The 14,332-nt window shown below is 58.4% G+C and carries 12 protein-coding genes; 8 read left to right on the top strand and 4 right to left on the bottom strand.

From position 1 onward, the window contains the following. The first annotated feature begins 85 nt into the window (after positions 1–85). Positions 86–1,195 (top strand): TRAP transporter substrate-binding protein DctP, encoded by a 1,110-nt coding sequence (gene dctP / locus AC13QE_RS09475; RefSeq protein ID WP_015339378.1) that lies wholly within the window; start codon positions 86–88, stop codon positions 1,193–1,195. Positions 1,196–1,291: 96 nt separating this feature from the next. Here dctP and AC13QE_RS09480 read toward each other — a convergent pair whose 3' ends face one another. Then, positions 1,292–3,061 (bottom strand): TRAP transporter large permease, encoded by a 1,770-nt coding sequence (locus AC13QE_RS09480; protein ID WP_488483458.1) that lies wholly within the window; start codon positions 3,059–3,061, stop codon positions 1,292–1,294. Beyond that, a complete protein-coding gene (locus AC13QE_RS09485; protein ID WP_488483459.1) occupies positions 3,061–3,636 on the bottom strand; it encodes a TRAP transporter small permease subunit in 576 nt (191 codons plus the stop codon). Before AC13QE_RS09485 ends, AC13QE_RS09480 begins: the two co-directional genes overlap by 1 nt. A gap of 227 nt (positions 3,637–3,863) precedes the next feature. Between AC13QE_RS09485 and AC13QE_RS09490 the strand changes: the two genes are divergently transcribed. Continuing rightward, entirely contained in the window at positions 3,864–4,787 is a 924-nt protein-coding gene (locus AC13QE_RS09490) for a Gfo/Idh/MocA family protein (protein ID WP_488483460.1), read from the top strand. Positions 4,788–4,862: 75 nt separating this feature from the next. Next, positions 4,863–5,408 (top strand): GrpB family protein, encoded by a 546-nt coding sequence (locus AC13QE_RS09495; RefSeq protein ID WP_132716255.1) that lies wholly within the window; start codon positions 4,863–4,865, stop codon positions 5,406–5,408. Positions 5,409–5,439: 31 nt separating this feature from the next. On the opposite strand, the gene AC13QE_RS09500 is transcribed toward AC13QE_RS09495, so the two are convergent. Continuing rightward, the gene (locus AC13QE_RS09500) at positions 5,440–5,889 is read right to left on the bottom strand and encodes a DNA polymerase III subunit chi (protein WP_132716254.1); all 450 of its coding nucleotides are present in this window, start codon (positions 5,887–5,889) and stop codon (positions 5,440–5,442) included. Positions 5,890–5,921: 32 nt separating this feature from the next. Continuing rightward, complete coding sequence (locus tag AC13QE_RS09505; RefSeq protein WP_488483461.1) at positions 5,922–7,418, bottom strand: leucyl aminopeptidase; 1,497 nt, start codon at positions 7,416–7,418, stop codon at positions 5,922–5,924. A gap of 203 nt (positions 7,419–7,621) precedes the next feature. On the opposite strand from AC13QE_RS09505, the gene AC13QE_RS09510 reads away from it, so the two are divergent. From AC13QE_RS09510 to AC13QE_RS09530, 5 genes are all read left to right on the top strand, one after another. After that, positions 7,622–8,404 carry a phosphatase PAP2 family protein gene (locus AC13QE_RS09510; protein WP_488483462.1) on the top strand — a complete coding sequence of 261 codons (783 nt, stop codon included), beginning with the start codon at positions 7,622–7,624 and terminating at the stop codon, positions 8,402–8,404. Positions 8,405–8,506: 102 nt separating this feature from the next. Further along, entirely contained in the window at positions 8,507–9,685 is a 1,179-nt protein-coding gene (locus AC13QE_RS09515; protein ID WP_488483463.1) for an LptF/LptG family permease, read from the top strand. After that, on the top strand, positions 9,682–10,767 hold the full coding sequence (lptG, locus tag AC13QE_RS09520) for an LPS export ABC transporter permease LptG (RefSeq protein ID WP_015339368.1): 1,086 nt from the start codon (positions 9,682–9,684) through the stop codon (positions 10,765–10,767). Before AC13QE_RS09515 ends, lptG begins: the two co-directional genes overlap by 4 nt. Next, entirely contained in the window at positions 10,768–13,173 is a 2,406-nt protein-coding gene (locus AC13QE_RS09525) for an LPS-assembly protein LptD (RefSeq protein WP_132716250.1), read from the top strand. It abuts the gene before it with no gap. A gap of 209 nt (positions 13,174–13,382) precedes the next feature. Further along, complete coding sequence (locus tag AC13QE_RS09530; protein WP_015339366.1) at positions 13,383–14,327, top strand: SurA N-terminal domain-containing protein; 945 nt, start codon at positions 13,383–13,385, stop codon at positions 14,325–14,327. Positions 14,328–14,332 lie beyond the last annotated feature (5 nt).

Below are 14,332 nucleotides of genomic sequence, written 5' to 3' on the forward strand. Positions count from 1 at the left end.
AAACGCGTCGAGGGGCGTGATTAGCTGCAGCCGTGATCACGAAGAGCGGGCGAGCCCGCCCGCTCGTATCCGGGGGGAGTAATAGATGGATCGTCGTTCATTTCTGCGCAAGGCCGGCGTCGCCGGTGCGGGTTCGGTGGCAGCTGCCGCAACGCTTGCTGCTCCGGCCATTGCCCAGAGCAATCCGAAGATCAACTGGCGCCTGACATCGTCGTTTCCGAAATCGCTCGATACGATCTATGGCGGCGGCGAAGTGCTGTCGAAATATGTGTCGGAGGCCACAGACGGTAATTTCAACATCCAGGTGTTTGCGGCCGGCGAAATCGTGCCGGGCCTTCAGGCAGCAGACGCCACCTCGGCCGGAACCGTCGAAGCCTGCCATTCGGTAGCCTATTATTATTGGGGCAAGGATCCGGTCTGGGCCTTGGGAGCTGCCGTTCCTTTCGCGCTCAACGCCCGCGGCATGAATGCCTGGCAATATCACGGCGGCGGCATCGACATGTTCAACGAATTCCTGGCAACTCAGGGGCTGATCGGCTTCCCGGCCGGCAATACCGGTGTGCAGATGGGCGGCTGGTTTCGCAAGGAAATCAACACGGTTGCCGATCTCAAGGGCCTGAAGATGCGCATCGGCGGCTTTGCCGGCAAGGTGGTCGAACGCCTCGGTGTCGTGCCGCAGCAGATCGCCGGCGGCGATATCTATCCGGCGCTCGAAAAGGGCACGATCGATGCGGCCGAATGGGTCGGCCCCTATGACGACGAGAAGCTCGGCTTCTACAAGGTCGCGCCCTACTACTATTATCCCGGCTGGTGGGAAGGCGGCCCGACGGTGCATGTCATGTTCAACAAGGCGGCCTATGAAGGCTTGCCGAAGGCCTATCAATCGCTGCTGCGCACGGCCGCGCAGGCGACCGATGCCAACATGCTGCAGAAATACGATTACCTAAACCCGGCCGCCATCAAGCGGGTCGTTGCCGAAGGGGCCAAGCTTAGACCCTTCAGCACCGAGATCATGAATGCCTGCTTCGACAAGGCCAACGAGGTCTATGCGGAGATGGAAGCCAACAACCCGACCTTCAAGAAAATCTGGGAATCGATCAAGGGCTTCCGCGGCCAGCACTATCTCTATACCCAGGTCGCCGAATACAGCTACGACGTCTACATGATGACGCTGCAGCGCTCTGGAAAGATTTGATCGAATAGCCGATCTCAAAAGAGGAAACCCCGGAGCGATGTTCCGGGGTTTTTCGTTGTGTTAGATCGATAGGCATGCCGATGCGTGTCGTGTGCATCAATTAAAAGACGGAGGCTTGCTGAGATCGTTGGCTGGCGGCTTCGGCTGATCGCCGGCGCCCTGATCCGCCGGCTTGCCGTCAAGCGGATTGCCGCCTGGAAGCTGCAGCCCCGGCAGACCGAGGCCGCCGCCATTGTCCTGGCCGGGTGCACCGAAGCCGGGAACCTCGATCTTAATCGTGTTGGGATCGACACCCGTTCCCGCTCCCTTGTAGTGCATGACCATCTGCGGGAACATGATCGTCAATGCCACCATCAGGATCTGGATGCCAACGAAGGGCACGGATCCCCAGTAGATCTGCCCGGTCGTGACGGGCGCGATCTGCTTGCCCGTCACCCTGTCGAGATAGGGCACGCGGGCAGCGACCGAGCGGAGATAGAACAACGCGAAACCGAAGGGCGGGTGCATGAAGCTGGTCTGCATGTTGACGCCGAGCAGAACACCGAACCAGATGAGATCGATGCCGAGCTTGTCTGCCGCGGGTGCCAGCAGCGGCACGATGATGAAGGCAAGCTCGAAGAAGTCGAGGAAGAAGGCCAGCACAAAGACGAGGATGTTGACGGCGATCAGGAAGCCGACCTCGCCGCCGGGCAGCGACACCAGCAGATGCTCGACCCAGAGATGGCCGTTGACGCCATAGAAAGTCAGCGAAAAGACGCGCGAGCCGATCAGGATGAACAGTACGAAGGCTGAAAGCCGGGTCGTGGAGGTCAGTGCCGAGCGGATGACTTCCATGTTCAGCCTGCCTTTGGCAGCCGCCATCGCCAGCGCGCCGACTGCTCCCATGGCGCCGCCTTCCGTCGGCGTCGCGATGCCGAGAAAGATCGTGCCGAGAACGAGGAAGATCAGCGCCAATGGGGGGATGAGGACGATGATAACCTGCTGCGCCAGCCGGGACATGACGTTGAACTTCAGCCCCTTGTCCAGGACTGCAATAGCGTAGATGAAGGCAACGCCGACGGTGGCACCGAGAATATCCGCGTCCCCGCCATAGGTCGGGGTCAGATAGATGTGGGCGGCATAGGCCACGCCGACACACACTAGCAATGCGATCAGCAAGGATGTGACGCCCGAGCCGAGCGAGCGGGCCTCCTTCGGCAATGCCGGCATTGAGTCCGGCTTCACGATCGACATGATCAATACATAGAGCATGTAGAGACCGGTCAGCACGAGGCCAGGAATGAGAGCGCCGGCATACATGTCGCCGACCGAACGGCCGAGCTGGTCGGCAAGTACGATCAGGACGAGCGACGGCGGAATGATCTGCGCCAGCGTGCCGGAAGCGGCGATGACGCCGGAGGCAACCCGCCGGTCATAGCCATAACGCAGCATGATCGGCAGCGAGATCAGCCCCATGGCGATAACCGAAGCCGCGACGACGCCGGTGGTGGCGGCCAGCAGCGCTCCGACGAAAATCACCGCATAGGCAAGACCGCCGCGGATCGGCCCGAACAGCTGGCCGACCGTGTCGAGCAGGTCTTCGGCCATGCCGGATCGCTCCAGCACGATACCCATGAAGGTGAAGAACGGGATCGCCAGCAGCGTGTCGTTCGACATCACCCCCCAGAAGCGATCGGGAAGAGCATTGAGGAGCGGCCATGAGAGATGGATGGTGCCGCCCGAATAGGGTGCAAGCTCGACGCCGATCCAGAAGAACAGCAGACCGTTCGCAGCAAGGGCAAAGGCGACGGGATAACCCAGAAGCAGGAAAATGATGAGCGAGGCGAACATGATCGGCGCCATGTTCACGGCGATGAATTCGATCATCAGCGCGCCTCCCCGGCCGGGGTTTCGATATCGAGCGGCGCATGCGTCGGTACATAGGGGGTCGGATCATCCATATCGCCGCGCATGACGGCGATCTTCTTGATGATCTCGGAAAGCCCCTGCAACGCCAGCAGAAAGAAGCCTGCCAGCAGCAACGCCTTGCCCGGCCAGATGATCAGGCCGCCGGCGCTGGAAGACACCTCTCCGGACATGAAGGAGGTGCGGACATAGGGCACGAGATCGTAGACCATGAGCAGCACGAAAGGCATCAGGAACAGGCAGTGGCCGATGAGATCGATCCTGTGCTGCAGGCGACGCGACAGCGAGCCGTAGATGATATCGATGCGGATATGCTCGTTCTGGCGCAGTGTATAGGCAGCGGCGAGCATGAAGGCGGCGCCGAACAGATACCATTGCGCTTCCAGCCAGGCATTGGACGAGGTGTTGAAGACCTTACGGACGATCGCGTTTCCGGCGCTGACCAAGACGGCTACCAGAATAAGCCATGAGACTGATTTTCCAATGATCTCAGTCACATAGTCGACGATTCGGCTGAAGCCGAGCAATATTTTCATGATTTCCCCCCGCAGCGATTCTTCCCGGATCTTTTGGCCGCGCAGTGGAAGAGTGCCGATTTCAGGCTGTGAATCAAGAGCCCGCACCCGTTTTCCAAGCATGATGACGCCTGGGCACGATGGTCCAAGATTGGACCTGGTTCTTGCATTTGCGATTTGCCGCCCTTGCCCACATGCGGCATTCTGATAAAGATCGCATCAATAATCATACTAATCGAGAGACGCACATGTCCCCCATCAACCTCGCTATCGTCGGTGTCGGCAAGATCGTCCGCGACCAGCATCTTCCGTCCATCGCGAACAACGCGGATTTCAAATTGATCGCCACGGCAAGCCGTCATGGCACGGTCGAAGGCATTCCCGCCTTCACGACGATCGAGGCCATGCTCGATGCCGTGCCTGACATCGATGCCGTTTCTCTCTGCATGCCGCCGCAATATCGTTATGAAGCCGCATACAAGGCGCTTTCGGCCGGCAAGCATGTTTTCATGGAAAAGCCGCCGGGTGCGACGCTGAGTGAAGTCGCCGACCTCGAAAACCTCGCCAAGGCCAAGGGCGTGTCGCTCTTTGCTAGCTGGCACTCGCGCTATGCTCCGGCGGTGGAGACTGCAAAGAGCTTCCTCGCCAGCACCAATATCCGCAGCGCTCACGTAATCTGGAAGGAAGACGTCCGCCACTGGCATCCGAACCAGGAATGGATCTGGCAGGCCGGCGGGCTCGGCGTCTTCGATCCGGGCATCAATGCGCTATCGATCGTCACCCATATCCTGCCGCCGCTTTTCCTGACCGGCGCGACACTCGAATTCCCGGAAAATCGCGATTCGCCGATTGCGGCGGACCTGCATTTCAAGAGCGGGACCGGCCTTCCGGTCCACGCCGAATTTGACTGGCGCCAGACCGGCAAGCAGAGCTGGGATATTGTCGCAGAGACGGATGCCGGCCAGATGGTTCTGGCCGAAGGCGGCTCCAAGCTTTCCGTCAATGGCGAGCTCACATTCTCGGCGCCCGAGGCCGAATATCCCTCGCTCTATCGCCATTTTGCAGAGATCGTCAAAGCCGGGACATCCGACGTCGATCTTTCGCCGCTGCGCCACGTCGCCGATGCCTTCATGCTGGGCAAGCGCAAATTCGTTGAAGCATTTTACGATTGATGAGGCTTTCCCGGTGAAGACAATGCCGCCCGCGGCGTGCTAGCGTGGTGCATCGTCTTCACTGGAGAGATGCCTATGGCATCGGAGCATGAACAATCTTTTGGCCTCGGCGTCGGCAACAAATCCGTCAAGCTCGCCGACCCGAACCAGAGCTGGCACGAAGCCTATTTGCTGGAGGAAGCTGCCATTCGCAAGGCTCTCGGAGACCTTGCCGTCGATGTCCAGCATTTCGGCAGCACCTCGATCCCAACGATAAAGGCCAAGCCGATCATCGATATTGCCGTCGGCGTGCGGCGTTTCGAGGATGGGCTTGCCTGTGTCGAGCCGATGGCGTCTATCGGCTACGTCTATGCCGGCAGCAATATCGTGCCGGACGACCATATTTTCGGTCGTGACATTCAAGGGGATACCCGCACGCACCTCGTGCATGTGGTCGAATATGGCGGTCCGACCTGGCGCAACTTCCTGATCTTTCGCGACCGGTTGCGCAGCGAGCCGGATTTGGCGCATGCCTATGAGGCACTGAAGATCGAGCTTGCGGCAAAATATGCCAATGATCGAGCGTCCTATACGGCGGCGAAGAAGGATTTCATCCAGAAGATCCTGTCGGAAGGCGCGTAAGGCACCTTCCCGCCAATCAATCGGAAGAAGGTCAGGCCTTCTTCTCCCAGCGGCCGTCCTGCGTCTGCTGCCAATAGGTTAGGTTATGCCCCTCGCCTTTCAGGCGCTTCCATTGGGCACGCGCGCTTTCCAACTGTTCCTGATCGTAGCCGTCGAACATCAGCACGACGCGCTGATAGGCTCCGACATCCGTTGCCTCGGCGCCGTCGATGAAGAAACGCACCGAAGCATTATTTATGTTCTCAGAGGAAATGGTCAGTAGCACCGGCTGCTTGTCTGCCATGTCGCCTTCATCCGTGCCATGCGGCAGAAAGCTGTCCTCGCGATAGGTCCATAGATGGCTATCGAGGAGATCGCGCCGGGCCGGCTCGCGCATCTGCACGGCGACCTGCCAGCCACGCTCGACACTCTTGTCGATCAGCGGCGGCAGGGCGTCTTCAAGCTTCGATTCCGTCAGATGATAGAAGAGAACGTCGGTCATGGCGCCTCTTCTATCTTACAAAATCCGGCTGGTCACGATTCGTAATTGGAACGGACCAGTTCATCGAGCAGGCGCACGCCGAAGCCGGAACCCCAGGACTGATTGATCTCGTCCTGAACCGAGCCCATCGCCGTGCCGGCAATATCGAGATGTGCCCAGGGCGTATCGCCGACGAAGCGCTTGAGGAACTGGGCGGCTGTGGTCGAGCCGGCATGGCGCCCGCCGGTATTCTTCATATCGGCGAACTTGCTGTCGATCATCTTGTCGTAGTCCTTGCCAAGGGGCATGCGCCAGAGACGCTCATCGGTCGCAAGGCCCGCCGCCGTCAGTTCGCCTGCCAGCTTGTCGTCATTGCTGAAGAGGCCGGCCTGCAGATTGCCGAGCGCCACGAGGATCGCGCCGGTCAAGGTCGCCAGATCGATCATGAACTGCGGCTTGAAGCGGTCGTTCGTGTACCAGAGTGCATCGCAGAGAACGAGCCGGCCTTCGGCATCGGTATTGATGATTTCGATCGTTTGGCCGGACATGGAGGTGACGATATCGCCCGGACGCTGCGCATTGCCGTCGGGCATGTTTTCCACAAGACCGATAACGCCGATCGCGTTGACCTTGGCTTCGCGTGCGGCAAGCGTATGCATGAGGCCGGTGACGGCCGCAGCCCCTCCCATGTCGCCCTTCATCTCCTCCATGCCGGCAGCCGGCTTGATGGAAATGCCGCCGGTGTCGAAGACGACGCCCTTGCCGATGAAGGCGATCGGCTTGTCCTTCGCCTTGCCGCCCTTCCATTGCATGACCACCAGCCGCGGCGGCCGGGCCGAACCTTGCGCGACGCCCAGCAGAGCCGCCATGCCGAGCCGGCGCATCTCACGCTCCGTCAGGATCTCGATCTCGACACCGAGCTTCTCCAACTCCTTGGCTTTGGCCGCGAATTCCACGGGGCCGAGGACATTCGGCGGCTCATTGACGAGATCGCGCGCGAGAATCACGCCGCCGGCCACCGCTTCGGAGGTCGCATAGAGTTTCTTGGCGGCGGCCGCCTCCTGGGTGACGATCGTCACTTTCACCGCCTTGCGGGAGGCCGCCTTCTCGTCGTCATCGCCCTTCTTCGTCTTGTAGGTATCGAAGCTGTAGGCGCGCAGAAGCATGCCCAAGGCAAAATCGGCGGCCTCCTTGGGGCCGACTTCGACGTTGGGCGCATCGAGGAAGATCGCAACCTTCTCAGTATTGCGGATTTTTGCCGCCGCACTGCCGCCCAGTTTCAGCCAGTCGTGCGCGCTCAGGTTCCTGGCCTTGCCGGCCCCGATGACGATGATCCGATCGGCGGGCGAGGCCTCGGGCGCGATGAGATCCAGACTGCTCAGCACTTTGCCCTTGAAGCCGGATACAGGTGCCGCCTTGGCGAAAACATTCGCCGGATCGGCGCTCTCCGCCCCCGCCGGCAGTTCACTGTCCGTGTCTTTCAGGAGAATGGCCAGACCGCCGCTGAGACGAGCCGACTTGGCGAAGGAAATCTCGAATTTCACAGACATTTCTGCTCCGATAAATATACGTCGTAGTGAGAGAATTTTGCACAACCATCATTCAAGGTCTCCCTAAGGAATACAAGCTTTCGACGCGGCATTCTCTCCATAAGAGATGTCCGGCCTCTTCAAATCCCTGTCATTTAGCGGGATTAGGCTAGTGCGATGGTGTTTAACCGCCTCGGCGGTTCAATTCTCGCCGGGAAGCCGCCTTGATCATAGATTTCAACAGCATCAACCGCGGAGATCGGTTTCCAGAGGTTCTAAGGCCACGCACGGCAGGCGATGCCTTCATTGCCCTCTTCTGTCTCTGGTTGGCTTTGCTGGGTCTGTTTTCCCTTTTTCCACAGATCGATCTCAGCATCGCGAACATGTTCTTCCAACGGCAGCAATGCTTTGGAAACACAAGGCCTGACCAGATCTGTGGCATTTTTCCTTATAGCAGCGATCAGCACATGCGCCTGCTGAGGGAAATCTTCTTTCAACTGCCCTATGTCGTCGCCTTCGTGCTGCTCTGGATGCTGCTCAGATGCTGGCGGGATCACGGCGCGACCTTCAATGCACCCAGAGCATGCAATCTCAAGGTTGCGCTCGGTTCCGTGCTCATCGGTCCGGTGCTGATCGTCAATCTGTGGCTGAAGGCGTTCTCGGGCCGCCCGCGGCCCCGGCAGACCGATCTCTTCGGCGGCACGCTCGATTTCGTGCATGCCGGGTCCTTCGCCGGCAAATGTGTCAGCAACTGTTCGTTCATCTCCGGTGAGGCCGCAGCGGCCGGCTGGCTCTTTTGTCTTATTCTCATCATCCCGCAGCCGTTCCGATCGGCCGCGGCCCTGCCGATCGCGGCGGTTTCACTGCTGATTCCCGCGCTGAGAGTGACTTTCGGCGCGCATTATCTCTCCGATGCCGTCCTCGGCTGGCTTTCTTCGCCTGTCATATTCGCCGCTCTGCTGGCTTTATCTCAAACGACACACGACAAAAAAATCTCGGAAAATTAACGAATTTTTTTCGAGTTGGTTGTCGCCAAAAAAACGCAAACAGCGTAGAGGAGGGTGAATCTCTGTCGGCTCGCCCGGCAGCTGTTGCGTTTAAGGGCCGGCATGAAGTTATTCGAGACATATATCGTACGGCGTGTCGGTATGATGTTCCTGGTGGCACTGCTGCCGGTGCTCGCTATTATCTGGACCACCCAGGTTCTGCAGCGCATCAACCTCGTGACCGATAGTGGTCAGTCCATGGGCTCCTTCGCAAAGCTCGCGACGCTCATTCTGCCGACGATTATCCCGATCGTTCTGCCTTTCGCATTGGTCATCGGCGTCACGCAGACCTTGACGGCGATGAACAGCGATTCCGAGCTGACCGTCATGGAAGCTGCCGGCGCGAGGCGCAGCATCATCATCCGCCCGATCATGATTCTCGCCATTGCGATTAGCGTGTTCTCCTTTTTCGTCGACAATGTCGTCGAACCGAGAGCCCGCGTCGCCGCGCGTCAGATGGTAGCCGAGGCCTATGCGGATCTTCTATCCACAGTGATCGAAGAGAAGAACTTCCGGCGCATCGAGGACGGGCTCTATGTCCAGATTTCGCAGCGTCTGTCGGGACGCATCCTCAAGGGATTGTTCGTGGTCGATTCGCGCGATCCCGCCTTCGATCTCATCTATTATGCGAAGGAAGGGGCGGTCGACCCAAGCGGTACGTCGCTGCTCATGAAGGACGGTGAAGTTCACCGCAAGACACCCGACAGCACCGTCTCGGTCATCAAGTTCGATTCCTACTCTTTCGACCTCTCGGACATGACGCAAAGTCGCGGCCAGCCAAACGCGCGAGCCAGCGATCGCAGCCTCGGTTTTCTGCTCAATCCGGATACGAATGATCCAGACTATAAGCAAAGGCCTGGCGATTATCGGGCCGAATTGCACCGCCGCCTCAACGACTGGGCACTGCCGGCAATCTTCGCGCTGATATCTCTGGTGATTGCAGGTGATGCGCGGTCACATCGCGAGGCGCGGCTGCATCCGATGGTATCGGCGCTGGGCATAGCGTTCGCGCTACGCTGGGCGGATTTCTACGCCGCCAACCAGATTGACCATTCGACCAAATTCATTGGCGTTCTCTACGGCATCAATATCATCGCAGCCCTTATCGCGATTGTCCTCTTGCTGCGGAGCCGGAAGATGGCGATGCCCGTCTCGATCCGCAACCGCCTCAACAACTGGAGACAAAAAATCCAGGACCGCATGCCGACCGCACCGGGCAGCTCGAACGGGGGCGGTGCATGATTTTCGGCACGCTCTGGCGCTACTTCTTTACGCGTTACATCGTAACGACGTTCTGGTTCTTCCTTGGCGTCGTCTCGATTGTCTATCTCGTCGATTTCAGCGAGACCGCCGGGCGTCTTGCGGGATTGCCCGGATATACGGTGTCCGTCGGCCTGCTGATGACGGCGGTCAGGCTGCCGTTCATCCTGCAGCAGACGGTACCGTTCATCGCGCTCTTCGTGGGGATGACGGTGCTGATCGCCCTCAACCGCCGCCGCGAACTGGTTATCGCGCGCGCGGCTGGCATCTCCGTATGGCAATTCATGACGCCCTTCGTGATGGGCGCTTTCTGCGTCGGTCTCATGACCATGCTCGCGCTTAATCCGGTTGCGGCATGGGGCCAGCGACATGCTGAAACAATCGAAGCCGACCTGCGCGGAGACCCGTCCTATCGCAATACGCTTTCTGTTCCGTGGCTGCGCCAATCCAGCGGAAAAGACGACACGATCATCGGTGCCAAGGCCATTCTGAACAATGGAACGACGTTGACCGGTGTCGTGTTTATCCACTTTGATTCACAGGGAAATATCGTCCTGCGGCAGGACGCCGACTCGGCTAAGTTGCAAGATGGTTACTGGCTTCTTAACAACGTCGTCGAGCGCCGGCCCGGTGAAATTCCGGACCACAAGAGTTCGGTACAGGTTCGTACGAATCTGAAACAGGATTTCGTTTCGCAACGCTTGGCTCAACCGGAAACCATTGCTTTTTATGATCTTTCTAATCGAATAAAGGTCGCACGCTCCTTCGGCATATCGACCAACGCACTTGAGACACAGTTTTATTCGCTTCTGTCACAGCCATTCCTTCTGGTGGCAATGACGCTGATTGCGGCAACCGTGTCCCTAAAATTCAGTAGATTCAATCAATCGCGCTCTGTTATTCTGGGTGGAATCCTCTCCGGCTTCGTGCTTTATGTTGTCACCGTGCTTGTAAAGGCATTCGGGAGCAGCGGAGTGGTTCCTCCCTATGTGGCGACATGGATACCCGTGATCGTCGCATTGGCATTCGGGGCAACGATCCTGCTTCATCAGGAGGACGGCTAAGTGGCGGCAGGCAACCGCAAGAGTATCAGAAAGTTTGTGGCTGCCCTGGTTACGGGCACGGCCGCATGTGCATATATTTTGAGCCCGGTCGTCGCTTACGCCCAGGTCAACAATAATAATGCCAGCAATAACAATGGCGGTGCCGGCACTGCGACCTCCCCTATCAAGGTGAAGGTGCCGGATGGCGCAAAGCTAGTCCTTTCGTCCAACGAACTGGTCTATAACAAGGATACGCAGATCGTCACCGCAAGCGGTGCGGTCCAGATCAACTATGGCGGCTACAGGATGGTCGCTCAGCGGGTCGAATATAATCAGAAATCCGGACGAATGACGGCGCTCGGCAATGTCGAGCTGATCACTCCGGACGGCAATCGCATGTACGGTGACAAAATGGACGTCACCGACAGCTTCTCCGACGGCTTCGTGAACGCCCTTCGCATTGAAATGCCTGACAATACCCGAATGGTCGCCGAAAAGGGCGAGCGCGTCGGTGGCAATCAGCTGATCCTCACAAAGGGCGTTTACACAGCCTGCATGGCCTGCTCCGAACAGGGACGTGCGCCTCTGTGGCAGGTCAAAGCACAACGCGTCGTCCAGAACGGCGTGACGCACACGATCCGTCTCGAGCACGCTCGCTTCGAATTGTTCGGCCTGCCGATCGCCTATGTTCCGTGGGTCACGGTTCCCGACAATACGGTCAAGCGCAAGTCCGGCTTCCTGTTTCCGTCGGTGAGCGTTTCGCAGCGTCTCGGCGTTGGCGTAAGGGTTCCTTACTACTACGTCATCTCACCGAGCATGGATGCGACGGTCACCGCCACGGGCTTCAGCAACCAGGGGCTGTTGCTGGAGGGTGAATTCCGCCAGCGTTTCGAGAACGGCACGCATATCCTGCGCGTTGCCGGCATCAATCAGATGAATCCGGACGCCTTCACGGCCGGGACGACTGATGCCGAGAACAAAACGCGCGGCATGATCAATTCCAAGGCCGATTTCAGGATCAATCCTCGCTGGACTTTCGGCTGGGATGTCATGGTGCAGAGCGATAACAATTTCTCGCGCACTTATGGACTGGACGGGCTCAACCAGAGCACCCATACGAACCAAGCCTACCTGACTGGTATCGGAAAGCGCAATTTCTTCGACATGCGCGCCTTCTACTATAACGAGCAGGATACAGATAATAACGCCACGGCACAAAAGCAGCAGGCATATGTCTATCCGAGCATCGACTATCACTATGTAGACCCGAAGTCGGTTTACGGCGGCGAGCTGTCGGCAACGATGAACTTCACGCACCTGTCGCGCGAGAAGACATCCGCACTCGACAACGTAGTCAATCTTGGCGATGCCAACCTGAACGACCGCTTCCTCGGCCTCTCCGGCGACTATACGCGCCTGAGCACCGAGGTGCAGTGGCAGCGTACCTTTACGACCGATGAAGGCCTTGTGCTGACGCCATTGGCGGCGGCGCGCGGTGACGTCTATGGTCTGGATATGAACTCGCCCAACTCTTTCGGCACATCGTTCAGCTATCCCGGCAATTACGACACCAGCGACTATGCCACCCGTGGCATGGTCACGGCGGGGCTCGAAGCCAAGTACCCGTTCCTGATCACGACAAGCAACAGCACGCACGTGTTCGAGCCGATCGCGCAGATCTATGTGCGGCCGGACGAGCAGCTTGCTGGTCGGTTGCCGAACGAAGATGCACAGAGCTTCGTTTTCGACGCCACCAATCTCTTCGATCGTGACAAGTTCTCGGGCTTCGATCGCATCGAGGGTGGTACACGCGCGAATGTGGGGTGGCGTTATACGGCCAGCTTCGACAGCGGTTACAAGCTTCAGCATATCTTCGGACAGTCCTATCAGCTCGCGGGTCGCAACTCGTTTGCGACCGACGATCTGGCTGGCGTCGGTTCGGATTCGGGGCTTGAAACGACCCGCTCCGACTACGTCACCATGTTCGGTCTGACGACACCGCAAGGTATCTCGCTCGCGACATCCTATCGCTTCGATCAGAAGGATTTCGCTTTCAAGCGCGGCGATACATCTGTCGGCTTCTCGAACGATGTATTCCAGACGTCCTTGATCTACACGCATATTGCGGCCCAGCCGCAATATGGTTTCACCAGCAATCAGGATGAAATCCAGTCGCGCGCGCAGATCAAGTTCAAGGAATACTGGTCCGTCTTCGGCACAGTCAGCTATGATCTCAACAGCAATGAGATTACCCGCCAGGGCGTGGGTCTTTCCTACGAGGACGAATGCACGATCTTTACGGTGTCCTTCCTCGACAAGAAGGATTCGACGGCCAGCTCGGCAAGCAATTGGTCGATCGGCGCTCGCCTGACCTTCCGTACGCTTGGCGATGTCAACCTTGGCAGCGTCCAGGACGCGACATTCTGATATGAATCGAAACTGCAAAAGAGCCGGCTTCACCGCCGGCTCTTTTGCATGGATGCGGCTTGCTGTTTCCGACGTCATTGTTTCGCCGCAAGGATTTTGCAATTCATCGCGCTTGATGTAGACATGTGGCGCAAAGTTGCCGTATTGCGCGACAGGCGCACCAAAACGGCGCAATGCTGGCAGGAAATACCTTTGGGAAGGGGTAATTGATGTTTTCTGGAAATGCACCGATGCGCGCTCTGGTGTTTGGAGCGGCGGCCTTGGTTATGGCGAGCTTCGCCGTGCCAAGCAGCGATGTTGCTTTCGCAGCAAGCGAAGTGAAAGTTCTCGTCAATAGCCAGGTGATCACATCCGGTGACATCGCCAAACGCGTCGCCTTCCTCAAATTGCAGCGCCAGAAGGGCGATCTGAACAAACTCGCCAAGGAGCAGCTCGTCGACGAAACGTTGAAGCGCGCGGAGATCTCCCGCCTGCGCATGTCCGTTTCAACGACGGATGTCGATGCCGCTTTCGGCCGCTTCGCCTCCAGCAACAAGATGACACCGGCGCAGCTCAGCCAGATTCTGGAAAAGGCCGGCGTCGGCGTTGATCATTTCAAGTCCTATATCGCCGTTTCCATGAGCTGGCCGCGGGTTGTCAATGCACGTTTCGGCGCAAGAAGCCGAATGTCGAACGACGATCTCGTGACGCGCATGACGGAAAACAAGACAAAACCCGTTACGACCGAGTATTTCCTGAAGCAGATCGTTTTCGTGGTACCGGCAGCAAAGCGCAACGCCATCTTGAATGCGCGCAAGGCAGAAGCCGAGGCGTCACGGTCGAAGTTCCCTGGCTGCGATCAGGCGAAGGTCTTTGCCGCTACGATGCGCGACGTTTCCGTTCAGGATCTCGGCCGTGTGCTCGCACCGGAAGTCCCGGAAATGTGGAAGCCGATGCTGGAGAAGGCTTCCGGCAATACGACTGCTCCCATCGTGACCGACCGAGGCGTCGAATATGTCGCCATCTGCTCCCAGCGCCAGGTGAACGATGACGTTGCCGCTGCCGCCGTATTCCGCGCCGAGGATATCGGCAAGGATAAGGCAACGGGTGTGAGCGCCAACGATAAGAAGTACATGGATGAACTGCGCTCCAAGGCGCAGATCGTCTATCGCTGATTGAC

Source organism: Martinezella sp. CNPSo 3957 (assembly GCF_057784395.1).